The organism is Acinetobacter nectaris CIP 110549 (assembly GCF_000488215.1).
In the GTDB taxonomy this organism is placed as follows: Bacteria; Pseudomonadota; Gammaproteobacteria; order Pseudomonadales; family Moraxellaceae; genus Acinetobacter; species Acinetobacter nectaris.
Genome location: NZ_KI530736.1, coordinates 17,270 through 42,476, shown reverse-complemented (window position 1 = coordinate 42,476; position 25,207 = coordinate 17,270). Strand labels below are relative to the sequence as shown.

The 25,207-nt window shown below is 31.2% G+C and carries 25 protein-coding genes and 2 pseudogenes; 11 read left to right on the top strand and 16 right to left on the bottom strand.

Annotated features, from left to right (window positions below):
- Positions 1–31: 31 nt before the first annotated feature.
- Both repM and P256_RS11905 read right to left on the bottom strand, forming a co-directional pair.
- The gene (repM, locus tag P256_RS11910) at positions 32–973 is read right to left on the bottom strand and encodes a replication initiation protein RepM (RefSeq protein WP_023273940.1); all 942 of its coding nucleotides are present in this window, start codon (positions 971–973) and stop codon (positions 32–34) included.
- A gap of 1,277 nt (positions 974–2,250) precedes the next feature.
- Positions 2,251–3,147, bottom strand: a complete 897-nt coding sequence (locus tag P256_RS11905) for a LysR family transcriptional regulator (RefSeq protein WP_212749983.1) — start codon at positions 3,145–3,147, stop codon at positions 2,251–2,253.
- 122 nt (positions 3,148–3,269) lie between these two features.
- Between P256_RS11905 and P256_RS11900 the strand changes: the two genes are divergently transcribed.
- Positions 3,270–4,658 (top strand): MFS transporter, encoded by a 1,389-nt coding sequence (locus P256_RS11900; RefSeq protein ID WP_023273938.1) that lies wholly within the window; start codon positions 3,270–3,272, stop codon positions 4,656–4,658.
- Complete coding sequence (locus tag P256_RS11895) at positions 4,658–5,050, top strand: nuclear transport factor 2 family protein (RefSeq protein WP_023273937.1); 393 nt, start codon at positions 4,658–4,660, stop codon at positions 5,048–5,050. Before P256_RS11900 ends, P256_RS11895 begins: the two co-directional genes overlap by 1 nt.
- 88 nt (positions 5,051–5,138) lie before the next feature.
- On the opposite strand, the gene P256_RS11890 is transcribed toward P256_RS11895, so the two are convergent.
- From P256_RS11890 to P256_RS11860, 7 genes are all read right to left on the bottom strand, one after another.
- Positions 5,139–6,005, bottom strand: coding sequence for a MurR/RpiR family transcriptional regulator (locus P256_RS11890; protein ID WP_023273936.1), 867 nt, complete (start codon positions 6,003–6,005; stop codon positions 5,139–5,141).
- 32 nt (positions 6,006–6,037) lie between these two features.
- The gene (locus P256_RS11885) at positions 6,038–7,078 is read right to left on the bottom strand and encodes a C45 family autoproteolytic acyltransferase/hydrolase (protein ID WP_023273935.1); all 1,041 of its coding nucleotides are present in this window, start codon (positions 7,076–7,078) and stop codon (positions 6,038–6,040) included.
- Positions 7,079–7,099: 21 nt separating this feature from the next.
- Entirely contained in the window at positions 7,100–7,831 is a 732-nt protein-coding gene (gene glnQ / locus P256_RS11880; protein ID WP_023273934.1) for a glutamine ABC transporter ATP-binding protein GlnQ, read from the bottom strand.
- On the bottom strand, positions 7,828–8,484 hold the full coding sequence (gene glnP / locus P256_RS11875) for a glutamine ABC transporter permease GlnP (RefSeq protein WP_023273933.1): 657 nt from the start codon (positions 8,482–8,484) through the stop codon (positions 7,828–7,830). Before glnP ends, glnQ begins: the two co-directional genes overlap by 4 nt.
- 20 nt (positions 8,485–8,504) lie before the next feature.
- Complete coding sequence (locus P256_RS11870; protein ID WP_023273932.1) at positions 8,505–9,254, bottom strand: transporter substrate-binding domain-containing protein; 750 nt, start codon at positions 9,252–9,254, stop codon at positions 8,505–8,507.
- A gap of 108 nt (positions 9,255–9,362) precedes the next feature.
- Positions 9,363–9,917, bottom strand: a complete 555-nt coding sequence (locus P256_RS11865; protein ID WP_023273931.1) for a carboxymuconolactone decarboxylase family protein — start codon at positions 9,915–9,917, stop codon at positions 9,363–9,365.
- Positions 9,911–11,260, bottom strand: coding sequence for an aspartate aminotransferase family protein (locus P256_RS11860; protein ID WP_023273930.1), 1,350 nt, complete (start codon positions 11,258–11,260; stop codon positions 9,911–9,913). The genes P256_RS11865 and P256_RS11860 overlap by 7 nt, the downstream gene beginning before the upstream one ends.
- 396 nt (positions 11,261–11,656) lie before the next feature.
- Here P256_RS11860 and P256_RS11855 point away from each other — a divergent pair, with 396 nt between their 5' ends.
- A complete protein-coding gene (locus tag P256_RS11855) occupies positions 11,657–12,277 on the top strand; it encodes a LysE family transporter (protein ID WP_023273929.1) in 621 nt (206 codons plus the stop codon).
- Between the two features lie 159 nt (positions 12,278–12,436).
- Positions 12,437–13,057, top strand: coding sequence for an NUDIX hydrolase (locus P256_RS11850; protein ID WP_023273928.1), 621 nt, complete (start codon positions 12,437–12,439; stop codon positions 13,055–13,057).
- Between the two features lie 40 nt (positions 13,058–13,097).
- On the opposite strand, the gene P256_RS13145 is transcribed toward P256_RS11850, so the two are convergent.
- Together P256_RS13145 and P256_RS11840 are read right to left on the bottom strand one after the other, a co-directional pair.
- Positions 13,098–13,895: an APH(3') family aminoglycoside O-phosphotransferase gene (locus P256_RS13145; RefSeq protein WP_023273927.1), complete on the bottom strand. Its 798-nt coding sequence runs from the start codon at positions 13,893–13,895 to the stop codon at positions 13,098–13,100.
- A gap of 101 nt (positions 13,896–13,996) precedes the next feature.
- Positions 13,997–14,332, bottom strand: coding sequence for a hypothetical protein (locus tag P256_RS11840; protein ID WP_023273926.1), 336 nt, complete (start codon positions 14,330–14,332; stop codon positions 13,997–13,999).
- 306 nt (positions 14,333–14,638) lie between these two features.
- Here P256_RS11840 and P256_RS11835 point away from each other — a divergent pair, with 306 nt between their 5' ends.
- Both P256_RS11835 and hisD read left to right on the top strand, forming a co-directional pair.
- Complete coding sequence (locus P256_RS11835; protein WP_023273925.1) at positions 14,639–15,880, top strand: MFS transporter; 1,242 nt, start codon at positions 14,639–14,641, stop codon at positions 15,878–15,880.
- 1,005 nt (positions 15,881–16,885) lie between these two features.
- Positions 16,886–18,148: pseudogene (gene hisD / locus P256_RS11830) on the top strand (histidinol dehydrogenase); the annotation flags it as partial.
- 4 nt (positions 18,149–18,152) lie between these two features.
- Here hisD and P256_RS11825 read toward each other — a convergent pair.
- Both P256_RS11825 and P256_RS11820 read right to left on the bottom strand, forming a co-directional pair.
- The gene (locus tag P256_RS11825; RefSeq protein ID WP_023273923.1) at positions 18,153–18,380 is read right to left on the bottom strand and encodes a DUF2798 domain-containing protein; all 228 of its coding nucleotides are present in this window, start codon (positions 18,378–18,380) and stop codon (positions 18,153–18,155) included.
- 5 nt (positions 18,381–18,385) lie between these two features.
- Complete coding sequence (locus P256_RS11820) at positions 18,386–18,721, bottom strand: hypothetical protein (RefSeq protein ID WP_023273922.1); 336 nt, start codon at positions 18,719–18,721, stop codon at positions 18,386–18,388.
- 145 nt (positions 18,722–18,866) lie between these two features.
- On the opposite strand from P256_RS11820, the gene P256_RS11815 reads away from it, so the two are divergent.
- From P256_RS11815 to P256_RS11800, 5 genes and pseudogenes are all read left to right on the top strand, one after another.
- The gene (locus P256_RS11815) at positions 18,867–19,718 is read left to right on the top strand and encodes a helix-turn-helix domain-containing protein (RefSeq protein WP_023273921.1); all 852 of its coding nucleotides are present in this window, start codon (positions 18,867–18,869) and stop codon (positions 19,716–19,718) included.
- Between the two features lie 193 nt (positions 19,719–19,911).
- Positions 19,912–20,745: an SGNH/GDSL hydrolase family protein gene (locus P256_RS11810; RefSeq protein WP_023273920.1), complete on the top strand. Its 834-nt coding sequence runs from the start codon at positions 19,912–19,914 to the stop codon at positions 20,743–20,745.
- Between the two features lie 227 nt (positions 20,746–20,972).
- Complete coding sequence (locus tag P256_RS13030) at positions 20,973–21,596, top strand: glycoside hydrolase family 5 protein (RefSeq protein ID WP_051353594.1); 624 nt, start codon at positions 20,973–20,975, stop codon at positions 21,594–21,596.
- A 15-nt stretch (positions 21,597–21,611) separates the two neighbouring features.
- Positions 21,612–22,025 (top strand): glycoside hydrolase family 5 protein, encoded by a 414-nt coding sequence (locus P256_RS13025; protein WP_023273918.1) that lies wholly within the window; start codon positions 21,612–21,614, stop codon positions 22,023–22,025.
- Positions 22,026–22,178: 153 nt separating this feature from the next.
- Positions 22,179–22,643: pseudogene (locus P256_RS11800) on the top strand (GNAT family N-acetyltransferase); the annotation flags it as partial.
- Between the two features lie 790 nt (positions 22,644–23,433).
- On the opposite strand, the gene P256_RS11795 reads toward P256_RS11800, so the two are convergent.
- From P256_RS11795 to P256_RS11785, 3 genes are all read right to left on the bottom strand, one after another.
- Positions 23,434–24,201 carry a LysR family transcriptional regulator gene (locus P256_RS11795; RefSeq protein ID WP_023273916.1) on the bottom strand — a complete coding sequence of 256 codons (768 nt, stop codon included), beginning with the start codon at positions 24,199–24,201 and terminating at the stop codon, positions 23,434–23,436.
- Positions 24,202–24,211: 10 nt separating this feature from the next.
- Entirely contained in the window at positions 24,212–24,682 is a 471-nt protein-coding gene (locus P256_RS13410) for an SRPBCC domain-containing protein (protein ID WP_023273915.1), read from the bottom strand.
- A gap of 276 nt (positions 24,683–24,958) precedes the next feature.
- A complete protein-coding gene (locus P256_RS11785) occupies positions 24,959–25,168 on the bottom strand; it encodes a hypothetical protein (protein WP_023273914.1) in 210 nt (69 codons plus the stop codon).
- Positions 25,169–25,207 lie beyond the last annotated feature (39 nt).

Sequence of the window (25,207 nt, the reverse complement as noted above, 5' to 3'; positions counted from 1 at the left end):
CATAGAGTGTAATAAGAACTGTAGCAAGTTGCTACAGTTTTTTGTTTAAAGAGAATCCAACTCTTTCAAGATCACGTAAGTACTTTTTAACAAACCGAGTATCGCTTAACTTATTAACTAGACGAGATTCTAAATCTGGATACTCCTCACCAATTTCAGCATGCTTACTTGAGAAAATATCATCATAAGCAAGTTTATTTGCAAAGAATAATATCTGTTTTTCTGTCAGCTTAGGTATAAGATTATTCACATCTTCTGCCAAAATATCTAAGACATTAGTTTCTTTTTGACTAAACCTGAATTGTAAGCCTGTAATTGCACGACCTGTTTTAAATTGATCATACTCGACACGAATATCTGTATACTTATTAATTTGCTTAATTGCAGGTTCAATAACAATTCTTTTTAGATTATCCATACGTTGATATTCACTTTTATCTAGCCCAATTTTTTCACGAAACTCTGTAATGCTAGTAATAGGTGTTTTTCCAACTTCTTTCCATGATATTAAAATTTCATACAAACGTATCGCATACTTACTACTTAAATGAGAAACTTGTTTTAATTGATAACTTGTAAAATGCTTTTCTAAACGAATAATTAAAGGTACAACATCAGGAGCAAAGGTTATTTCTAAAACACCTAAATTATCGGCATAACCAATTTTAGAAACCCATCTAGATTTCACTATAAACTCTTTGTTTTTATCTCCTCTATATTCCTTATAAGAAAACTTTCTTTCAAAAAGACTATTTACTGCACTTTTCAAAGCAGCATAGGCAGCCTCATTTGTTGTATGAAAACTTTTAGCATATTGTTTAGCATTAACTTGAATAACTGTATTTGATGTCAGTCTTGTCTGTGACTCTCTAGCTTCAACAATTGCAAGTAGAATTAAGCGTTGCTCTGTTAGCTCTAAATTGTAACTTGCATTTATTAATACATTATCTTTAACAACAAGCTCATTTTTCATTTGATATATTTAGGTCTCACACTTATAAAACTATATTATCTATCTATATAGTTAAATGCAAAGAATTTATAGTTAAATAACAAAGAATTTATAGTTAAATAACAAAGAATTTATAGTTAAATAACAAAGAATTTATAGTTAAATAAGCTCTAAAAGCCTTATATAATAAGAGTTATAGCATTTCTAAAAGCATTTAAAAGCTTTAAAAATTAATAAAAAGAACATTTTTTACTTTTATAAAAATTATGAAATTTTTTTAGAACAATAAAACTGCATATTTAACCAAAATATATGAAATATTTATTCAATTAGGTAACTTGAAAAACTTCAATCTCGTTTAAGTCACAAAGGTTAAGTAATTAACTTGTTTTTATTAGTAAGCTGATAAATACATAAAAATTTGTATACCCTTCCTTACAAGATAGCTTTTAATACTACATATCTTATTCATTACTAGATGGTACTACCATATAATATTTATCATATATACGGGTTACAGCTAAAAAGACCAACCTATTAATTTCTTCTTGTTATACTTAGAGGTTTATGATGTTGTATACGCTCATTCTTACATATAAGTAAAGTGGTTAATTCAGTCTATAGATATGAATTATGTCTACCTTTAATTACCTTAATTAAGGTCTAAAGTATGTATTGTAAGCTGATAAATATTGATTAGGCTTACTATATGCTGATAGTAAGGTAAATACTTAAATAGATTAGAATAATTTTAGAAAGGCTAAAGTTTTTGGATTTAAATATTTTAGATATTTCTAGTAAATGGATTCAAATTTTAAAAAGAAATCACAACTGCACAGAACAAAGCAGTAGTATCATTCATTAGAATCATTGGTTAGATGTGGTAACTCACCTAATGGCTCTAATTCTATCCTTTTTCCTTAAGCAGAATTCAGATTAAAAGAGCAAAATTTAGTATTCAATACTTAGTATTGAAACAAATACTAAAAAGAATATATTCCTAATGTTGAAATAAAGAAGAGCTATTTATTGATAGATAAGATAGCTAAAATTCAAGAATTTAAGATTCTTAATGACTTCGTAGTGGGATATCTCATGTAACTATAAATTCTTTGTTCTTTATAAATTTCAACTAGGTAAAATTCACATAAAGACAGTAAGAGTTATAATATATACAATTTTATCAATGCCTTAAAAATCAGGATCACAGCTATGCATAAAAATAAACAAAGAATTTATAGTGATATAGAATTGACTAATTCATAGTAATTTTCTTGAAAAATTGATATATATTTATATCAACAACTTAGTTCGGTTTCTAAAAATTTTATAAAAGTTCTAACATTAAGAGATACATGTTTCGTATTTGGATAAATAGCATATACTCCCTGTTTGGGAAATTGATACTTAGGTAATATCTGTATCAGACGATTACATGATAAATCTTCTTCTATTAACCATTTAGGGAGTAATCCTACACCTAGGCTGTTTAAAACAAAAGATCGAAGAGCTGTAATATTATCAGTTACTAATATTGGATTTTTACTCATTTCAAAACATATTTTTTCCTCCTCTTGTGTATTATATAGCTCTAATTTAAAAGGACTTTTAAAACGCTGATGAGCGATCCAACAAGAGTCTTTAAATTGATTTAGATCAAGAATTTTTCCATTTTTATAGTGTTTAGATAAATAAGATTGTGAGGAAACAGGAATAACTTCAAATGTATCTATAAGCTTTGCATGGTAGCTAGAATCATCGAGACTACCTAGCCGAATAGCAATATCAAAACGCTCTGAAATTAAATCATCTAATTTAGATGAAGCTGTATGCTGGATTTTTAGATTAGGATGAAGAGTAGAAAACTTGGCAAGAATAGGAATAATTTTCTCGTTTCCATATTCTACAGTTGTACTGATTCTAAATGTACCTTTTAATGATGAGGAGTCATTTAATGTTTCTTGTATAACATCATCTACATGTTGCAAAAGTATCAAACAACGCTGATAAAATTTTTCTCCAGCTTCGGTTACTATTACTTTTCGAGTACTACGTGTTAGTAAGGAAACTCCAAGATCACTTTCTAACTGTTTAATATTAAAACTAATTACTGCTTTACTTATTCCTAATGTTTCAGCTGCAAATGTAAAATTGCGTGTTTCAGCAACTGCAATAAACATTTCAACACGTTGCATATTTAGCATATTTATATGATCTTTTTGTCAAAATTATTTTGACATTGTATTAATTTTCATGGGATATATCATCTTAATTTTGTCATTTACACTTACTTAAATTAGTTTTTTGAAAGAGTGGAATGATAAATTATCGAAAACGTGTTGTTGGAATCTACTTATTAGTATTTTTCATCGATTTAGTTAATATGTTTATTGCGACTATTGCGTATCCTGAAATAAAGTCAGTTTTTGGAGCATCTTTAGAGCAGCTCAGCTGGGTTAGTAATAGTTACATTTTAGGTTTAACATTAGTAATTCCGCTAAGTCGATGGCTATCCCATTGTATAAGTATTAAAAAGCTTTTTATTTACTCTTTGTTAGCTTTTTTAATTGGTACTGTCAGTGCTGGATTTGCTATGTCTATAAGTTTTCTTATTGGTGGACGGTTTATTCAAGGGATAGGAGGTGGAATGCTTATCCCTTTAGGGCAGACAATGGCTTATCGGTTATATAAAAATAGTGAAAGAATTAAGCTCTCTTCTAGTGTTATGCTTATAGCTTTAATTGTACCCGCACTGTCTCCTTCTTTAGGTGGAATAATTGTACAGTGGTTGAGTTGGCGGTTTGTATTTTTTATAAGTTTACCTATAGTTTTTCTTACTCTTTTTCTGTCAATATTATGGTTAAAAAAAGATGTAATAGTAACCGAAAAATATCAGTCATTTGATACTTTTGGTTTTATTTCATTAAGTATATCTCTAGTTTTAATTTTAGTTGGATTAAGTTACTTGAGTGATCTCCATAGGAATAATTTTAGTGTATTTTCACTTACTTTAGGATTCATTCTTCTTTTTATATATGTATCTTCAGCATTCAAAAAATCAAATCCATTACTTAATTTAGGTCTATTAAAGAATCAAACGTTTTCTATCTCTATGCTTATTTATCAATTTATTCCCGGTGTATTTACTGGGGTGAATCTTATAGCAATTCTTTTCTTACAAAGCCAACTAGAAATGAGTGCCACGAAAATAGGAAGTATGATGATTCTATGGGCATTTTTTGCGTTTTTGGCAATTAGTTTAACAAGGCTAATGTTTAATCGCCTAGGACCCAAACCACTAATTATTTTGGGATGTCTTGTTGAAGGTATTGGTATTTTTCTATTCTATTTAATACCTGCTCATAGTTTTGCTATATATCTTATTCTACTTGCATATGCCTTGATGGGGTTTGGGGGGAGTTTATGCAGTAGTACATCTCAAAGTCTAGCTTTTATTCAGATTAAAGATAAATATCTAACAGACGCGACAGCATTATGGAATATTAATCGTCAATTGAGTTTTTGCACTGGTATAGCGCTGGTAAGTTTATTATATAGTGTTTTACTACATAATTTTAAACTATTGGAATATCAAGCTTTTCATTGGTGCTTCTTGGCCACTTCATGTAGCGTATTTATCCCTATTTTATTTTGTTTTCAACTTAACAATAAGTCTATAAAGCTTCTTCTAAAGCAGGAAAAATAATGAATATTTATTTTCAAGAAATTGTAGATGCTCATCAATTAATTATGCAAATACTAAGTACACCTCATCGATCTGAAGAAAATTACAGACAGTTAATTGCTAGATTCTCTGATCAATTTTCTATGATTACAACTACAGGCGTATTGCTAGATTATGAAAAGATAAAAAGTTTCTTTAATACTCAGTTTGGCAGTAAGCAGGGACTGAAAATTGATATTTTAGATATGAATATTGTTTCTGAAAATGAAAATTACATCATTGTACTATATCAAGAAAAGCAACAAATTGCTGATGGTGATCCTAACTTTAGGTTTTCTACTGTTATTTTTAAACAGGTTAATAATCAAATTATATGGGAGTATTTACATGAAACACTAATACATGATTTTTGAACATAATATGATGTAGGCGAGGGATGAACCTCGCTTATTCTAATACAGTGAACTAACAGATTTTCGATGAAAAATACTATTTAAGTATTCATTGATCATTAAAGTATGCACCTGAACCTAACAAAAACTTCTCATTTAGTTCTAGGTTATTTACACCAGTTTGTCCATATTTTGCAAGGAGCCCTGCAAGAAATCCTTCAGAAATGCTTATACCTGATGATATAGATGGAAAAAAAGAAGGGCCATCTGTAGAAAAAATTAAAGATGACAGTGCATTTTGTGCTAATGGAGAAGCTAAGCTATCCGTAACTGCTAAGATTCTACTACTTGCATTTTGAGCAGCTCTTATTATAGATATTGTTTCTTGTGAATAGGGAGCAAATCCAACTACGATAATCGTATCTTCGGCTGTAAAATCACGTTTATGCATTTCTAAGTTTAAAGCTAGGCCATCAATGAGTGTAATATTTTTTTTAAAAAGCCGATATACATAGTAAACAGACCAAGCAATAGGAAAGCTTCCCCTAAATCCACAGATATAAAGGTGTTTACTAGTATCAACAATATCTATGAATGTGCTGAATACATGTTTATTTTTCTGCTGTGTAAGAATTAAATTTTGTATTTGGGCTTCAAAGAATTTATCGTATAGAGTATCTGAAGGATCATCGTGAGTATTTAAGCGATTAATAATATCTTGCGCTTTTGATGTATAAGGATTATCTCTTAATCCTTTTAATGTAATAAACTCATCTTTGAATTCATTCCAACCCGTATAGCCTAAGGATTTTGCTAATCTTAACAGTGTTGCAGGTAGAACATTTGCTTTTTGAGCAAATGCTCGCATAGATAAAACAATAAGCTCTTGCTCATTATCTAAAATAAATTGAGCTGAACGCATAAGCTCAGGTGATAATGTACTAAACTGATTAAGCAATTTTTGTCTAGGATTCATAGATTCTTAATTAAGTGCTTAAATATCTAATATTATACACTTAAAGGGCTACTAAAGATGATTTCTCCTACATTTTCAGGATTTAGTCGATCTTCTCGGAATATTTTCCAAGAAACTTTATTAGGTTTGAGTATATAGATAACTGAAGCAAGCGTATTTTCCTGATCAGGGTCATCTTTATCTTTACGATATATAGGAAGTCTTATGTTATGGGTATCTGATAAAATCTTTAAACATAAGCTTTCATTTAATTCTGTCTCTTTATCAAGCAGTACTTTTAGTCTAGTCTGTCTAGCCTGAGAACTTTCGGTAATGGTTTGTTGTTCATAATTACTGTAAATAACATGGTTTGCGTGAAATCCAATATGATTTATTTCTCGAATTAAATTTTGTGAACCTATAGCTTCTATACTTACTAATCGTTGAGTGCCATTTTTTATTTGCGCTAAAGTATGATGAAAACCCCCAGCTCTTGGTGGTGTTGAAAGAGTATCTATAGCAGATGCAATACTTTCAGCATTTAGTGCTGCTCTAGCTAATACTTGTCGTGGCAACCCTGTCTGTCTATTTTCTAACCGTAAATTGTTTACTGTATTTACGATGCCAAAAGAATTTATTGAAAAAGTATGTCCACATAATGATGCAGGATACACAAAACTAAAAAAAGATATTCCTGAGTTTTGAGAAACTTCAGCTAAAAAACAATCATTAAGAAGGTTGGGTAAGCCATCTTCATTATGCGAAACAATAATATTTCCTGTGTCATCTTTTCCTGAAATAGTTGTACAGCCATCAGATGTAGAGGCTAATAAGTCACCTCTACAATTCCATAAGAATACATTCATCTCATCATCTTCTAAGCCCTGAGCAAGACCTACTATTTCCTGCCAAATATCAGGGAAATGACGTTTTACCAAAATTTGCATATTGAAAATGGTTTTACTGCCTTTAAAAGTGAAAACATTTTTCCAAAGCTCTGTATTTTTAATTTTTGTATGCCATGCATCTTTTCCTTTTTCTCCGAGTTGTTGACCTATTTCAAAGGCACTTCCAGAAATTTTTAGTATATCCATAAGTTTTACCTATCAAATCTTTTAAGATACATTTCTTAAAAACTCTTGTAGCCTTTCACAGCCTAGGCCATTTTCTATTAGGTTTGTGGGTGTTCCGTCTTCTGCAATTGTTCCTTTATCAATAAAGATCACACGTGATGCCACATCTCTTGCAAACCCAATTTCATGAGTAACGATTACCATCGTCATCCCCTCTTTTGCTAAAGATTGCATAACTTGCAGTACTTCATGGCGCAGTTCAGGGTCTAAAGCAGATGTTGGCTCATCAAATAGCATCATCTTAGGCTTAATTGCAAGCGCTCGAGCAATAGCAACTCGTTGCTGTTGCCCACCAGATAGTTCAGAAGGGTAGTGGCCTTCACGAGATGCGAGTCCAACTTGATTGAGTAAATCACTTGCAATTTTTTTTGCATCATGCTTACTCTTTTTCCTTACTTTTAATGGACCAAACATTACGTTTTCTAGTGCTGTTAAGTGTGGAAAAAGGTGGAATTGTTGAAAAACCATTCCTGCTTCTTTTCTAATTTCACACTCATTGAGGTTAGGGTCAGTCATATGATGACCAGCAACTAGTAATGTTCCAGAAGATATATCTTCTAGCTTGTTGATACATCGTAATAATGTTGACTTCCCTGATCCTGAAGGTCCAATAATGACAACAACTTCACCCTCATTAATATTTAGATTGATGTCATGTAATACATGTGTTGAACCGAAGCTTTTTGAGACATTTTGAAATTCGATAATACTCATAAAATCCTCATTTTCTTTTCTACAATCTTTAATAAAAAGCTTAGACATAGAGTGACAATAAGATAAAGAATGGCAACAGCAGTCCATACTTCTAAAGACCTAAAGTTTCCTGCAATGATTTCTTGACCCTGCCGTGTTAGTTCTGCTACTCCGATGACGAGGAACAAAGATGTATCTTTTATACTTACAATCCATTGATTACCTAGAGCGGGTATCATTCGTCTTAAAGCAAGTGGGATAATAATACTGGTCATGGTTTCTCGACGTGATAGACCAAGTGCTAAACCTGCTTCTTTGAACCCTTTATTTATGGATAAAATAGAACCTCGTGTAATTTCTCCAATATATGCACCTGAGTTAATCGTTATGGTCACGATTGCAGCGGTGATAGGCTCTATATGAATAGGAAATGCAAGTGGTAATGCGAAGTAGATAAACATTACTTGCACCATAATTGGCGTTCCACGAACAATTTCAATATATATTAGTGCAAGCTTACTTATTACCTTACCGCCAACTGCACGACCAATACCTGTAATAATTCCTATAAAAAAGCCGAATATAAGCCCAATAACAGATATAAATATTGTGAGTTTTAAGCCTTGTAAAAGAGTAGGAATTGCTTGCCAAACATATGAGATATCAAAATCCATATTAATTACCCCACTGTTTTTTATTTAGATGGCTCTTTATTAAACCATTTGATATATATTTTATTATATGTACCATCTGTTTTTAGATCGTTTAAAGCTTTATTAATTTTAGCGGTATATGCACTATTTTTTTGTAATGCAAATCCATATTTTTGTGGCAGAATACTATCGTTTTCACCAGCAGATTTAATATGGCCATGACCTGCATTTTTCACATAATAAAGTACATTAGGAGAGTCGTGAACAACAGCATCTAAATTTCCAGCTTGTAAATCTAAATAGGCATTATCAATATTAGGGAATTCAACATATTTTGCATTAACATGTGACTTCATATATGTTGCAGCAGCAGTACCTTGTTTTAGTCCAACTCTCTGATTCGCGAGTTGGCTAAATTTAGTTATATTATTGTTGCTTTTAACAGCCATTAATAAATCTGCATTATAATAAGGGATACTAAAATCAACAACTTGCTGTCTTATTGGGGTGATGGTAATACCGGCCATAGCAACATCTAAGTTACGTGACTGTAGCCCTGGAATTAGTCCAGAAAAATCCATTGGTCGAAGCTCATAACTTACTCCCATTTTCTTTGCAATAGCATCCCAAAGGTCTATATCAAAACCAACATATTTATTTCCTTGTTTAAACTCAAAAGGAACAAATGCCGTATCTACACCTACTTTTAATTTATCTTGTGCGAGTACAGGCATGCTTAAGAAAATTAAGGATGATGCTAAGCCTAATATCATATTTTTTTTAATTGACATATTAATCCACTTGTTTTAAGAAAATGTAAATATATTAAGCAATAATAGTGCCAATAATTATTTTTTATAAAAAATAATGGACTATATATAAAATATAGTCCATTTAAATTAGAAAATTAAACTATACTCAGTTTTGTTATTTTGTGTTTGTGAAGCATTCATAATCATAGCTAATAATGTGTAGTAGCCATTTATTGCAATTAAATCGATAGTACCTTTTTCTCCAAAAAGGTTAATTGCATTGTTCCAGTTACTGTCAGTGACACGCTTACTTTTATGTAGATCCTGACAGAAGTGATAAATAGCAAGTTCATCTTGTTTGAGATATTTAGGTTGAATATTATTATTTATACACTCAATATCGGAAGGGTTTATTCCCTCTTGAATTGCTAAAGGTGCATGTATAGACCACTCAACTGCTTGGTTCCAATTTCGAGCAGTGACTAAAATTGCCAACTCAGTTAATCTTTGACCAATTGCACTAGAATATCGCAAATATTCTCCGAGACCTTGGACATGTTGCATTAACTGTGGGCTTCGAAGTAAAGGCTCAAAAGGAGGAAGAAGTTTCCCACGAGGGCCATCAATAATTTTTTGTGCTTCTGTTTCTTGCTCTGAAGTCCACTTAGATTTATCTAAAGGCGGCATTCGATTTTTTAGCATGTGCCTTCCTTTATATAAGCAGTTTCAGTCACTTGTTTTATGACTGTATATAGCGTGTCTACTAAAAAATCTATTTCAATTTTTTGAATAATAAATGGCGGTGCAATAAGGATATGATCTCCTAATCTACCATCTATTGTTCCACCCATTGGGTAAACCATTGCCCCTTTATTAAAGCACTCAGTTTTAATAAGTTTATGAATATTGTGATGTGGTTGAAAAGGTTCTTTCAAATCTTTATTTTTTACAATTTCAATGCCTAGAAATAGACCACGCCCACGTATATCACCAACTGAATCTAAATTTTTCAACTTTTCATTAAGTTGTTTCCGTAAATAAGCACCTTGTTCTTTAACAGCACTTAATAGTTGATCTCTATGAATAATTTTTTGAACTGCCAAAGCTGCTGCTGCTGCCGTTGGATGACAAATATAAGTATGACCATGCTGAAAAAAACCTGTGCCATGCTTAATTGTATTTGTAATAAAATCTTTAACAAAAATAGCACCTATGGGTTGGTAACCTCCGCCTAGACCTTTAGCTACAGTAACAACATCAGGAACAACATTATCTTGTTCAAAAGCATGTAAATGACCTGTTCTTCCCATTCCACACATGACTTCATCTGCAATATATAAAATGCCATAAGTATTACAAATTTTATGAATGCCTTGTAGATATTGAGGTGTAGGAGGAACAGCCCCTGATGTCGCACCAACAACTGTTTCTGCACAAAAGGCAATAATTTTTTGAGGTCCAATAGAAAGAATCTTGGTTTCAAACTCGGCTAAAAGTCGCTCTGTGTACTGCTCAGTGGTTTCATTGGCTCGCTTCCCGCGATACTCATTACATTCAGAAACCCTTTCGACATTCATTAAAAGAGGTAGAAAGCTTTTCTTGCGCCAATCATTTCCTCCAACTGCTAAGGCACCTAAAGTATTGCCATGATAGCTTTGTTGTCTGCCTAAGAAAATCGTACGTTCAGGTTGTCCGATCTCTATAAAATATTGTCTAGCAATTTTTAAAGCAGCTTCCATTGCTTCTGAACCACCAGAAACAAAATAGACTTTATTTAGACTTTTGGGAGCTGTATGTACAAGCTGTTCAGCAAGCTCTTCAATGACATCACTAGTGAAAAAACTAGTATGAGCATAAGCAAGTTTATCAATTTGATGATGCATGGCGTTTATAACATCTTTATGTCCATGACCAAGGCACGACACAGCAGCACCACCGCAAGCATCGAGGTAGGTTTTACCATTTTGATCTTTTAAGTAACAGCCTTGCCCAGAAACAGCAACGATTGGGGTACTTTTTAAACTTCTATGAAGAACATGACTCATTTTTGGCGGCCTTTTTTATTTAATTAAATCTTATTGATTCATTTGTATCTTGTCAATTTATTTTTGATTCATTTGTATTATTGGTAATTATAGAGTTTACTTAGAGTTAGTATTTGATTTTAAATAATTTTAGTAATTAAAATTTTCCTAATTATTATGTTTGATACAGGAATAACCTAATTTTATTATTCTTTTGATTGCTTTAATAAATTAAAAAATGTAAATACTTGGTGTAGAACTTTAATAACTATAGAGATTTTATATTGATTCACTGTATCTAAGAAAGTTAGATAACGAGTTTGGAACTAAAGTCAGTCAATAATTCAATACTAAATAGGAATCTACAGGGTCCTCATTTCTTTCAATAGAAATTTAACGTGATTTAGGTATAAAGGTATGTCGTATCAGTTGTGGTTTAGTTTTTTTCTAGCTTGTTGGGTTATTAGTATTTCTCCTGGTGCAGGAGCAATTGCATCTATGTCTAATGGTATAAGTTTTGGTTTCAAGTATGGCTATTGGAATGTTATTGGTTTACAGATTGCTTTATGTCTACAAATTCTTATTGTAGCTGCGGGAGTTGGAGTTGTCGTCGTTACAACACCTTGGGCATTTCTGCTAATTAAATGGTTTGGGATTATCTATTTAATTTATCTTGCTTATAAGCAATGGACAGCGCCGACTAAAAACATAGAAATTCAACAGAATAAAAATGAGTTAAAACCAATTCATCTAATGATCTTGAATGGATTTTTAATAAATATAACTAATCCTAAAGCAATAGTTTTTCTATTGGCTGTTTTACCACAATTTTTAGACACCTCAAGACCTCTGTATTTGCAGTATCTTACAATGGCTGGAACGATGATTACTGTAGATATGATTGTAATGGCTGGCTATACAGGTTTGGCATCGAAAATATTGAGATTAATGACCTCAGAAAAGCAACAAAAATATATGAATAGAACATTCGCATCTTTATTTTGTTGTGCTGCGCTTTTACTTAGCTTGATAAAGTAAGTATTTAGAGATCTTAAATTTATCTTTTAGCACTATTTTTATTTATATATATGATTTATAAAATATTATTTAATTTTGATGACTTAATTTAATGGCTTGTTTTTATACATATAAAAAGGTGGTAAAATTTTTTGTCAGTAAAATTAATATAAGTGATATATGAAAGAATCAAATGAATGGATAGAAATTTTGAGTAAAATTACAGGATTAGCACAGTCAGGGCTATATTACTCAAAAGATATTTATGATAAAGAACGATATCATCAGCTACTTGAGTATGTTGATCGGTTACTTAATCTAAAAGATATAGATACGAAGAACTTTATTCCTAATGTTCTACAAGATACAGGATATGCAACACCAAAATTAGATGTACGTGCGGTTGTGTTTAAAGACAACAAAATTTTACTTGTTAAAGAAACTGAAGATGGTCTGTGGTCTGTTCCAGGTGGATGGGCTGATATAGGCTATTCAGCTTCAGAGAATGCAGAAAAAGAAGTCTTAGAAGAAACAGGATTAAGTGTTAAAGCAAAACAACTATTATCTTTCATTGATAGAAGAAAACATCCTTATCCAGATATGTTTTTACATGTCTATAAGGCATTCTTTCTATGTGAAATTTTAGGTGGCGAAGTCAAAACAAGTATAGAAACCTCAGATGTTACATTTTTTGGCAAAGATGAACTACCACCAATTTCTACAGCACGTGTAACTTATGAGCAGATTAATCAATTTTTTGAACTTTTGAAAAAAGTACCAAATGAGACCTATTTTGATTAAAATTGACTAAGATATATTGTTAGCTATATGCATATATAGTTTATTCGTATAGCTCATCTAATAAAATATAATAAGCAATCTTATCGTAATCAGGACTGATATCCAAAGCATCGAAGAAATCAGAAAGATTAAAGTTAGAATATATCTTACCTGAATAGACACCTGAGAGGTTATCTTTTAAGCTTCTGTAGCAAAGTGCGATATCTCTATATCTATCAGCAATGCCACTTTGTCCTAGATCAATAAAGCCATTGATCTTATTTTGATTTATAAAAATATTTGGTAGGCATAAATCACCATGTGAAAAAACAAGGTCTTCATCAGGCTTATTATTTTTTAGCCAATATAAAAGGTCTTCTGCAGAATTGAATCCTGAATTATGATAGGTGCTATCTTCACCAGTGGGCTTTTTATAAAGCCCTTGCTGTATTTTTTGTTCTTCAATATTTAGTTTATGATCCAATGATAAATTATATGGGCAGTTAAGCATTGGAATTTCCCACAATGCTTTTAACCCTTCTGCTAAAATTTTCATGAGTTGTTTGGGAGAAGTGAGCCAATCATCTGAACAGGCTAACTGACCCTGTATACGGCTCATAAGTATATAACTATTTTCATTATTCTGTGCATATCCAATTATTTGAGGTATAGGCAATTTATCTACTAACCACTCCAACATGGCATATTCATGTTGAGACTCTATATAATTAGCACTGATTTTTAAAACCATGTTTTCGTATAGGATAACATTTGCATTAGACATACCAATATCATCTATTAAGCCATTTTTACTGTTTAATATTTCCTTTATGTCTTTAGGAAAGTTGTCATATGTCATAAATTTTTCGCTAATAACATTGATATAAACACCAATTAAGGTACTTTTACTTTATAGATATATTCATACCATTTGTATATTCAATGGTATGAATAATCGAATTAAAATATTCTAGAGCTTGTCATATAATGTTGCGAGATGGTATTAAGAGCACTAAGAATCATATGAGGATCATTGCTACTCAAAGATATAGCAAGTTCAGACATATACTCAGTTAGTTGATATTTTACCTTTTCTGAAAAAATGGGAGTTACTTCCTGATCTTCATAAAGTAAAACATAGTTCTTTGCAAAGTTGTAAATAATTAAAAGTGCAGTACTTTCTAATTCATTAAGAGGTGATTTAAGTGCTAATTCACACTGGAGTTTTAACTGTTTAAATGTATCAGTTCCATTCGAAGAATTTTTAAACTTTTCAAAGATAACCTGAAAATTCATTTTAATAATCCACTTAAAGAGAAATCCTATAGTGAAAATGAATCAAAATCAAGACTAATCAGCTATTAAAACCTATATGGTCTAAAGCATAATTATATTTCTAAATATTATTAAAATTTATGCTATATGGATGAGCTAGAAAAAACCTAAGTTACGTAACTCTATAGAACTCAAAAAATAAAATTTCTCTAAAATGATTAAAGTTTTGGCTTGGAATGTGGCTTATTACACAAAATAAACCCACTTTGTTTAGTAATTAATATAACTTAGAGTAATCTAACAGAAATATATCTAAGTTATATTACCATGTTACATTTTCGATTGTTTGATCCAGTATTTTTAAATAAACTTTCAACGCAAAAGCAAACAACGCGTCTAAGTTTTTTTAATTTAGGGTTTGCTATGGCTGCTTGGGCAGCACTTATCCCATATATAAAACAGAAGCTTGATTTAGATCATACAGCTTTAGGACTACTTATTTTATGTATGGGGCTAGGCTCGATAGCAGCTATGCTTTTAACTGGACGGATTATAAAAACATTAGGTTGCCGATTTATTATTGCTTTTTCGTCTATTGTTTTTATATTGGCTTTACCACTAGTTACATTACTAGATCACATTCCAGCACTTGCTTTTTTACTCACGTTTCTAGGTATTGCCTCTGGTGCAACAGGAGTAGCAGCAAACTTTCAAGGTGTGATTATTGAAGAAAAAAATAAAAGCCCATTAATGTCGAATTTTCATGGAATGTGTAGTTTAGGCGGTTTAATAGCTGCACTAACAATGACAGCATTTTTTCATATGGGATTTTCTGCATTAGGGGCAACATTACTGATTAGTTTATTAGTTACACTCATTGCCGTATTCTCCATACTCGGTGCACTGTCTAAGTCTGCTGTTAATAGTGCAAGCCAGCCTCATGTGGAAGAAAATGAACAACCTACTCAAAACCGTGCAATACCCCATCCTATTATTTTAATGTTAGGGCTTATGTGTTTTATTGCCTTTTTAACTGAAAGTACTGCACTAGATTGGAGTGGTGTATATCTTACAGATATATATCATACCTCATTATCTAATGCAGGATTGGCATATAGTTTCTTTGCAATCACCATGACATTTTCTCGTTTCTTTGGTCATATATTTTTAAAAAAATTAGGTGAGAAAAAACTAATTTGGGCAAGTTCATTATGTGCTAGTGCAGGAATGGCTGTGGTCGTACTTGCACCTATTTGGTATCTTGTTTTATTTGGATATGCGCTCGTTGGATTAGGGTTATCTAATGTAGTACCAGTTCTATTTTCAAGAGTAGGACGGCAAGACCTTGTACCTAAGTCACAAGCATTGTCTTATGTATCTATTTTAGCGTATTCGGGTGCACTTAGCGGTTCTGCTATTGTCGGCTTAATTGGGCAAAAGACAGGTCTTACCTTTGTATTTGGATTAATATCTGTTTTATTACTTTCTATTGCTATTTTTAACTCTTATACCATTGTTAAGAAGCGTCGGAAAGAGAGAAAAATGAGAAAACTCCTTAGTCAAAAGTAAGGAGTAAGTATGTAGCTTTTTGCTAGATATACCTTTTCATGGAAGAGGTATATCAACTGAGAAAAATCAAACTTTTAAAAGATATAATCAATTAATAATACTTTGAATAAACTGAGATATTACAAAAAGTTAGTCTCAAGTATATATAGAATTTAATGCTGTCATTCAGTTGTGTGGTTCTATAAGATTAATTTTTAATGGCTAAAAAATTACCACATATTCGCTGCATCCAAATAATTGGCAGACTGATTCCATGAGCCGATTTAATCCATGACTAAAGTGAAAGTTGTTTTCTATCATATGCATCGAATTTATTCCCGATAAAATTATTCCCCCCCTAAATTTTTAAGATCTTAGTATTACTTTTATCTATTTCTATTTGTACGAGACAGACATATTGGTTTAGTTAATCACTTTTTTAAAAACGTTGTGTAGCTTTTGTATCACTATGTTTAGTGAGAAGAAAATTCGCTATTTTAATCAATGGTTATATATCAGTAGCACAATGTTTCTTTGATTTTGATATAGATTTAATCAATATGCCAAAATTGACTTAATGACTTATATTCCTTTGAGATCTCTATTAACTCTTCTGTAATTTTCAGAACTCAACGGTGTAAAGCAGAGTAATCAATCTTGATTCTACACTCTGTCATCATTTCTTCTAGATTAGGTGAGCTTCTATTAATGAGGCAGATATTATTAAAAGCATTGAGCACTTACTTACATCAATAGGAAAATGTAAGTGCTTAAATACTTATCTCATCTATTCATCTTAAATATATACAGAATTGCCTAAATTTATTTTAATGTGATAGAAGCCCTTTCTAAGTTTTACCTATAAAAGCTGAATATGCGTCAGTGTGCGTCATATTTTCTCCACTTGCGAAATTGTTAATCAGTTTAAATGGAAATATTATTCTAATAAATAAATACTTTACAAAGGCTTAGATTATGTCGACTTACCTAAAAACAGCAATAACCTAGCACAAAGATGAAGCAGATACTCTACAAGTTCGTAGAATTGTCGAAAACATGATTATCAACATTGAAAAAGATGGTGAAAATGCCATTAAAAATTATTCAGAACAGTTTGATAAGTGGATGCCTAAAACTTTTAGACTTTCTCAAGAAGAAATTGCAGCTTGCTTAGCAGACTTAACACCTCAACAAATTAATGATATTAAATTTGCACAAAACCAAGTTAAAAATTTTGCCGAACACCAAAGAGCTTCAATGCTAGATATTGAAGTTGAAACGTTGCCAGGAATCATCTTAGGGCATAAAAACATACCTGTAGAAACTGTTGGCTGTTATATCCCAAGTGGTAAATATCCCTTATTGGCTTCTGCTCATATGAGTGTTCTCACTGCAAAAGTAGCTGGTGTTAAAAAGGTTGTAGCTGTTTCCCCTCCATATGAAGGAAAACCAAGCTCTGCAGTAGTTGCAGCATGCGCTTTAGCTGGTGTAGATGAGATTTATTGTATTGGCGGTGTTCAAGCAGTAAGTGCCTTAGCATTTGGAATAGGGGAGTTTCCTGCTGTAGATATGATTGTTAGCCCAGGAAATGCGTATATTGCTGAAGCAAAACGCCAGTTATTTGGAAAGATTGGAATTGATCTAATCGCAGGTCCAACTGAAACACTTATCATTGCAGATGAAACAGTAGATGGCGAGCTCGTTGCAACTGATCTATTGGGTCAAGCAGAACATGGTCCTACTTCTCCAACCGTATTAATCACAACCTCTGAAAGCTTAGCCAATGATACACTTAAACATATTGAAATACTGCTAAGTAAACTTGATACCGCAAAAATTGCAGGTCAAGCATGGGAAATGTATGAAGAAATTATTCTTTGTGAGAATGATGAAGAAATGGTAAAAGAAGCAGATAAAGTTGCTTCTGAACATGTACAGGTTATGACAAAAGATCCAGATTATTTTTTAAGTAACTTACAAAACTATGGTGCCTTATTTTTAGGATCTCGTACGAATGTTGCTTATGGTGATAAAGTCATCGGAACCAACCATACATTACCAACTTCAAAATCAGCTAGATATACAGGTGGATTATGGGTCGGAAAATTTCTTAAAACTTGTACTTATCAACGTATCTTGACTGATGAAGCAACAACTCTAATTGGCTCATATTGTTCAAGACTATGTACTTTGGAAAAATTTACAGGTCATGCAGAGCAAGCAAATATACGAGTACGTCGTTATGGAAATAAAAACGTTCCATTTGGTAGTGCTGTAGGTGTTGAATAGCATTCTACTTTATTCGACGTGTGAGAGATAAGACTATCTTTTTTGAGAATGGTACAAGTATAAGTAAGCAAGGATAAGCAATAAACCAATTGCTTATCCATTCATAAAATAATATTTCAAATTCAATATTTTTCTCAGTTTTTAACTCTAAAGTTGCATTAATACCACTCATGAAAAATGATACAAGAAGTGGTATCAGAAAATACTCTAGTAAACTTCTTTTATTAAACATAGTCACTAAAATATTCTAGAACTTTCAATATATTGCTTTGAAACAGAGTTAAGTGAGGCTAATATCAAATGCGTATCTTCAGTTGATAATGCCAAATCAATTTCGGTCATATAACCAACTAATTGAGCTTTGACTTTTTCAGCAAATAGAGGAGCTACTTCTTGATCTTCGTACAGTAAAACATAGTTTTTTGAGAAACTGTAAATTAGTAGTAAAGCAGAAGCTTCTAGTTCTAGATTAGGATCTTTGATCGCCAATTCACACTGGGACTTTAATTGCTTGAAAGAGTCCGTACCGTTTGCTGAATTTTTGAAACTTTCAAATATAAGGTGAAATTTCATTCTATTTAATCACTTACTTAAAAAGAAAATCTACAGACTTAAACTATAAAAATCAATATAAATATTATATATAAATATATTATATTAATGACTTGCAGGATCACCTTTTTTAAATAATCATAGCTTGATTCTAAAAGGTGTTTATATGATTGCTAAGGATGAATTTTTCTCCCAAGAAGGGGGCTCTACTACCAATATACAAAAAAATTTATTGTTATTGACGGAATCTTATCTATCGATTTCAGAGTTATGTCGTAAACTAAATATTAATAGGCAACAGTTTAATAAATACTTATCAGGCCAACATACTCCATCACAAAAAGTACTACATAGAATTGCAGATTATTTTATGCTGCACGAATCAGATTTCTTTCTTTCACCTATAGATTTTAGAAATTTATATGAAGGTTTAGAAAACAATATCCCCATGAATCTTCGAAAGTCGCAAAAGTTTAATCAATTCCTGACTATTGCAAAAGATTCAAATAAAGCTTTAGAGAGCTATCTTGGAGTTTATTATAGATATCATTTCTCATCAATTTATAAAGAGAAAGTACTCCGTTCAGTTACTTGTTTATATGAAGCTGATGGATTAGTACAATATGTTACTATTGAGCGTTTCCCATTAATTGATAATAATCAAAATAAACTCGGTTACACTTTTAGATATCATGGATTCTGTACTCTTCTCGGGGATCGTATTTTCATGATTGATTTTGAATCTAGACAAAATAATGAAATTACTTTTTCAATATTAACACCACAACATCGAACACCTAAACGCTTTTTATATGGAATTTTAAATGGTGTAGCTTCATCTTCTTTCCGTCAACCTTTTGCTACAAGGATGATGCTTCAATTTATTAGTAAAGGCACCATTAAAAAGAATCATTTAAAACAAGCAACTTTATTAGATATCAATGATGAAAACATTCCATTAGAAGCCGTTAGTTACTTCAAAAATGAATCTAATCTTATTCTTTGGGGAGGAGAGTAAAAAATATTTATTTATCATTAATTAGAGATTCATAGAGGCTATAGTCTCTATAAGATATCTCATACAGTGGAAAGCCAAATGAAAAAGGAAGATCACAGCCCTTATTGTATGGAATTCCTACATTTAATACGCAATTTCTACACCTGATTTATATAAAATAATCTTGTTAATTATATAAATATGGGATTTTAAGTTGAATAAAAAAGTTCAATATATTGTAACTTTGCTATTTATGATAACAACAATTCAAGCACATAGTTCTGATAAATATGTCTCTTTGGGTAGCTCTTATGCAGCCGGCCCAGGCGTTGGAGAGCCTGATTTAGAAAGTGGTAAATGTGCTCGATCTTTATCCAACTACGCACATCAAATAGCTGCTCATAGACATTTAGATCTTGTAGATGTTTCATGCTCTGGAGCAACTACTGATAATATTCTTTATCATGGGCAACATGGATTTCCCCCACAAATTGAATCTTTAGATATGAACACAAAACTTGTATCTGTGTTAATAGGAGGGAATGATGTTAGTTATATTGGTAACCTTTTAGGTTTATCATGTCTTAGTACAGGAGGTACTCATTGCCATGTTAGTCAATTAGATAATGTGAAAAGACGTCTTGCCAAATTACCTAGCCAACTAGATCAGGTTATAGCAGAAATTCATCGTCGCTCTCCATCAGCGAAAATAATCCTTATTGGTTACTTACCAGTGATACCTACACAAGCTAATGTTAGCTGTAAGCAACTTCCAATGTCTGAGAATGATGTAAATTGGATGCGAAGTGTAGCTATTGATCTTGCACAAGTAATTGGTGCAGCTGCAAAAAGAAATAATACAGGTATAGTTAGATCGAGTTTAATAGGTTCTCAGCATGATGTATGCTCCTCTGAACCTTTTGTTACAGGGTATTACCCTGAAAAAAATAGCAATTGGAAATTCACAGTCTCATATCATCCTACTTTAATAGGTATGAATAATATAGCGACGGCTCTTGACTCAGAAATTGAAAAGCAGAAAAAATAATTTATTGCTATGAATAAAAATCAGTATATTTGTTTAATAGATCAGGTCACTAATTGAAAAAATCATTTACTAAAATAGCATTTCTAATAAGTATTTTTATAATTCCAATTATCAGTAAGGCAAATGATACTTTTTTACATACTAGTGGTACAAATATTGTTAGTAATAATCAAACTATCCAGCTTAAAGGTTTTAATCTTGGAGCACTATTTGTAATGGAGTCGTATATGAGTCCTATGTCTGAGGGAAGTTTAGGTAGCTCAACTAGCGATACATATCAAATAATGCAAACTTTACAAAATCGGTTTGGAATTTCTACGCAACAAGAGTTAATGCAATCTTATGAAAATACTTGGATAACACCAACAGATCTAGATAATATAAAAAGTGCAGGATTTAATCTAATACGTATACCAGTATGGTGGGGGCAGTTTTATGATTTAAACAATACAGCAAACTCGGGCTGGAGAAAGGATGCATTTATACAACTTGATAAATTAGTTAATGCCGCTGCTGCATGTAAAATCTATGTAATTATTGATATGCATGGTGCCATTGGCAGTCAAAGTTTAGAGCAATCTACAGGACAAATTAACAAAAATGAATATTGGAATAGTACTGTTGCCCGCTCACGTACAGCATGGATGTGGTGGCAAATAGCTAATCATTATAAAAATAATGCTTATATAGCTGGTTATGATTTACTTAATGAACCAGACTCACGCCCTAACAAGAAAATACCTTGGAATAATGATTATTATAATCAAATTATTCATGCTTATGACCAATTATATCACTCTGTTCGACAGGCAGACCCCAATCATATAGTTTTTATTGAAGCTACTTTTTGAACATGGAGTTGGAATATGCTTCCTGATCCAAAAAAAATGAATTGGAATAACATTGTTTACGAAACACATCTTTATCCTTGGTCATTAAATCCACAGAAAGTTGTAAATCATACAATTAATGATTTTATATCTCATAAAAATTGGAATATACCAGGGTATGTCGGTGAGTTTAATCTTCTGAATAGTGACTCAGCATCTTGGAATTATGCAATTAATTCTTTGAACTCTGTAGGATTAAATTGGAGTATTTGGTCTTATAAATCATCGAACTCTCCAGCCCCAAATTATTGGGGGTGGTATGTACGTCAGCAATGGCCGGGCCAACCAAATATTGTAGAAGACTCACCTGATAGTATTCGTAAAAAATGGGGATATTGGAAGACTATAAATGTATTCCAAAAAAATGTAACTTTAGGCATTAAACCCTAAGGCTTCTATTGAGTATAAATTAATATTTATCAAATTTTCCATAAAACAATCCACTAATTCAGGCTATATTAGATATAAATTTAGAACACTAATAGATATGTAGATATGAAATCTAGCTTAACGCTTATAAAGTAGAAAAATAGCCATCTAGATAGTTTAGTCTCACTTGCAAATAATCCTAATATTGCTAGAGCCATGGGAGCAAATTTCCCATTCCCCTATACTAGAAAAGATGGGGTTCAATGGATTAATGTTGCAAATTCATCGCGATTTCATAGCTGGGCAATAGAAATAAATAATGAGCTTGTTGGAAGTATAGTAATTAGGATTACTAAGAATATAGCTCCTTTTGCTGGAGTTATTTTTTATTGGATAGGTGAAAGATTTTGGGGAAAAGGAATTGCAACAGAAGCAATTAAAATAGCCATTGGCATTGCCTTTCATGAATTACAATTTGAAAGGCTTGAAACCTCTGTACTTCCTTGGAATATCCAATCTATTAAGGTATTACAAAAATGTGGATTTTCCAAAGACGCGACACGAAAAAATAGAATCATTAAAAATGGAGAATCTATTGAATGTAATATTTATTTTCTAACTAACCCAAATTACAGATAACCCAATATAGCATCATCTTGATGCTAGTGGGTATTATTAATACTAGAACCTCAAGCTTCTGAATATGACATAGCAACTGTTATATTATTTTAATTTATCCTGTTGCTTTCATACCTTGTCTGTAATTAATTATAGTTGAATATTTTATGACTAAATTAGCAGTTAAATGGAATAAATATGTATGATCTTGTAATATAAATAATTTGGGGGAACTATTTTACATATGCTATTTTAATATTTAAGTTAAGTGGTTTTGAAGAGCTTAGATAAAGTTTTTAATATAAATTTTAACATAATTAAATTTATACGAGATTTATTAATTAAAATATAGAATAAACCTATTGCTCTTTCGTATATTTTAATTCAAATATATTATTGAAGTCTTTGTTGAGCAGTTTTGTAAATTAAAAGACTAAAAAGATGAGTACAAGTCAGTGTTGAAAATGAAATTTTTGGAGATACCTAAATATTAGTGACGATATATCCGAGTTTGGTTTTTTCTTTGCACCTAGCAATAGAATTTATTATTCTAAATAAGGGGGAATACCCACTATTTTATTGATTAGTATAAATAAATATATTTAAAGCAAAGATAGAAAACTTGCTCTTCAACTGGCAGAAAAGTTAGAGAATTAGGTATAGAAAGTCTTTATAAAGTTCTTTTAGGTAATTTAAATCTTAGCTTTGATGCGATTATAAATGGTAAAGGTTTTCAGGATATTAAACCTGCATTTGGCAATTTAAAATGGAACTTAAAGTTCCATTTTTTGCATTCCGTCTAAAATTCATTTTAACTGAATTCATTTATTAATATTTTGCTAATGGAACTTGTAGTGATGCTTTGTCTAGCTGATAGACAAAGCATAAATTGAATATTAGGTAACTTTGGCAAGTTTAAATCACTTTCTATATTAATAATTTCAAAACTACTATTTAAGGATGATTGATTTAGACAAGATATACCTAAACCTGCTTCAACAGCTGCTATAATTCCTCTAACTCCAGTAGTAGTATGTGAAAAATAAAAAGGCAATTTACTTTTTACAAGACTATCCTCGGTAAAGCTTTTTAATATACAAGATGAGGACATTGTTATCAGAGGAATAGGAGAGTTAGTGATATTTAACTCTGGGGATTTAACCCAAAATAATGGCTTTTCAGATAACTTAATTATTTTTATATCATTGTTGGTTTTATTCTTTTCTTCAATATCCATATAAATAGCAAGATCATACTTATCAGTAATATACCTTTCTTTAATTTCATCACTTTTTAGAATTGAAATATGAAGTTTTAACTGAGGAAATTTCTTTTTGATTCTTCTTAAAATAGTAGAAAGGTCATTCGGTCTGAAATAATCTGTTATCGCTATTCTAAACTCCCCAGAAATATCAATCCCTCGAATTTTATTTAAAGTAGTAGAACAAGACATAAGAATATTTTCTGCTTCTGTTAAAAGTAACTCTCCTTCTACTGTCAGTGATGTGCCCTGCCGATTTCTAATCATTAGTTTTTTGCCAACAAAATCCTCTAATTTGGAAAACTGACTAATATTCATAAATAACTAATTAAACCAATTCTTCTATATAGTTTTTAAAAGCATAATTTACTTTTTGGAAGTTTTTTTGAGTAGATTGAATAATAGATTTTCTAAGTATTGGCACTAATATACCTATAAATTTTTCTGATTGAATGAGTAGAGTTCTATCGTCATCTAATGCTTCAAAAGTAAATAAATGTCTTCCATTAAATAATCCATTTACATATAGTTTTCCTTCCCATTCTAAGCTATATGGTTCAATTTTTAGAACCTTAGCAGAAAATTTAATTTCCTTATTTTTAGCATATAGTTTTAATAATATCTTTTCTCTAACATGAGATGGAAAGTTTTCTAATGAGAATAAATTATTCCATAATGAGTAATTTTCAACAATCTGAAACTCTTTCCATACTTTTTCTATAGGTTGATTAATAATAACTTTTTCTTCTATATAACTAGAAGTGTCAATATTTTGTATAATTCTAGACATTAGGTTCATTAGAGTTCCTTAATTTTTTCAAACCTTAATATAAGGTTAGATATAACTCTAACCTCAAGAGAAAATTTGATTTTTCCCTTAATTTAATATGATGATGCATCATCAGAACTCTTTTCTATAAAGCTATTGCTATTTAATAACCTAAAAAATTTACAGAATTTAAAGAATACTAAAAAACTAGTATAGATCCCATTGGCTTTTTTATATACATATTAGTCATTTTTAGCCAGTGAAATTGACTAAAACAAGTATATATCTACTATATTTATTTGTTGTTTATAAATGTTTGAATATGCTCACTAGCTTAAAAATAGAATTAAGATGGGTACGCGATACAATCATTTTACTGGTTACATTTGGAGTGTCAGCAGCTTTAATAAATGCCAACATTTGATTTGTACTTTCAGCAATTAGTCTGGCCACAGGTAATGAATGATATTTTTTAAATTGTTTCAGCAGTTGAGGTAGAGTCAGTGCATTTGCCATATTCCCCCAATAGCTGTATATCTATAATTAAAAAATTGG

Bases quoted from the DNA above. Each gene is read 5' to 3' on its own strand.
- P256_RS13145 (WP_023273927.1), bottom strand. From the start codon at position 13,895: ATGACATATGACAACTTTCCTAAAGACATAAAGGAAATATTAAACAGT.
- P256_RS11815 (WP_023273921.1), top strand. From the start codon at position 18,867: ATGATTGCTAAGGATGAATTTTTCTCCCAAGAAGGGGGCTCTACTACC.
- P256_RS11785 (WP_023273914.1), bottom strand. From the start codon at position 25,168: ATGGCAAATGCACTGACTCTACCTCAACTGCTGAAACAATTTAAAAAA.
- glnQ (WP_023273934.1), bottom strand. From the start codon at position 7,831: ATGAGTATTATCGAATTTCAAAATGTCTCAAAAAGCTTCGGTTCAACA.
- repM (WP_023273940.1), bottom strand. From the start codon at position 973: ATGAAAAATGAGCTTGTTGTTAAAGATAATGTATTAATAAATGCAAGT.
- P256_RS11850 (WP_023273928.1), top strand. From the start codon at position 12,437: ATGAAAGAATCAAATGAATGGATAGAAATTTTGAGTAAAATTACAGGA.
- P256_RS11905 (WP_212749983.1), bottom strand. From the start codon at position 3,147: ATGCAACGTGTTGAAATGTTTATTGCAGTTGCTGAAACACGCAATTTT.
- P256_RS11885 (WP_023273935.1), bottom strand. From the start codon at position 7,078: ATGGATATACTAAAAATTTCTGGAAGTGCCTTTGAAATAGGTCAACAA.
- P256_RS11890 (WP_023273936.1), bottom strand. From the start codon at position 6,005: ATGAATCCTAGACAAAAATTGCTTAATCAGTTTAGTACATTATCACCT.
- P256_RS11825 (WP_023273923.1), bottom strand. From the start codon at position 18,380: ATGTTTAATAAAAGAAGTTTACTAGAGTATTTTCTGATACCACTTCTT.
- P256_RS11895 (WP_023273937.1), top strand. From the start codon at position 4,658: ATGAATATTTATTTTCAAGAAATTGTAGATGCTCATCAATTAATTATG.
- P256_RS11795 (WP_023273916.1), bottom strand. From the start codon at position 24,201: ATGAATATTAGTCAGTTTTCCAAATTAGAGGATTTTGTTGGCAAAAAA.
- P256_RS13410 (WP_023273915.1), bottom strand. From the start codon at position 24,682: ATGAACCTAATGTCTAGAATTATACAAAATATTGACACTTCTAGTTAT.
- P256_RS13030 (WP_051353594.1), top strand. From the start codon at position 20,973: ATGAGTCCTATGTCTGAGGGAAGTTTAGGTAGCTCAACTAGCGATACA.
- P256_RS11900 (WP_023273938.1), top strand. From the start codon at position 3,270: ATGATAAATTATCGAAAACGTGTTGTTGGAATCTACTTATTAGTATTT.
- P256_RS11870 (WP_023273932.1), bottom strand. From the start codon at position 9,254: ATGTCAATTAAAAAAAATATGATATTAGGCTTAGCATCATCCTTAATT.
- P256_RS13025 (WP_023273918.1), top strand. From the start codon at position 21,612: ATGCTTCCTGATCCAAAAAAAATGAATTGGAATAACATTGTTTACGAA.
- P256_RS11840 (WP_023273926.1), bottom strand. From the start codon at position 14,332: ATGAATTTTCAGGTTATCTTTGAAAAGTTTAAAAATTCTTCGAATGGA.
- glnP (WP_023273933.1), bottom strand. From the start codon at position 8,484: ATGGATTTTGATATCTCATATGTTTGGCAAGCAATTCCTACTCTTTTA.
- P256_RS11835 (WP_023273925.1), top strand. From the start codon at position 14,639: ATGTTACATTTTCGATTGTTTGATCCAGTATTTTTAAATAAACTTTCA.
- P256_RS11855 (WP_023273929.1), top strand. From the start codon at position 11,657: ATGTCGTATCAGTTGTGGTTTAGTTTTTTTCTAGCTTGTTGGGTTATT.
- P256_RS11860 (WP_023273930.1), bottom strand. From the start codon at position 11,260: ATGAGTCATGTTCTTCATAGAAGTTTAAAAAGTACCCCAATCGTTGCT.
- P256_RS11865 (WP_023273931.1), bottom strand. From the start codon at position 9,917: ATGCTAAAAAATCGAATGCCGCCTTTAGATAAATCTAAGTGGACTTCA.
- P256_RS11820 (WP_023273922.1), bottom strand. From the start codon at position 18,721: ATGAAATTTCACCTTATATTTGAAAGTTTCAAAAATTCAGCAAACGGT.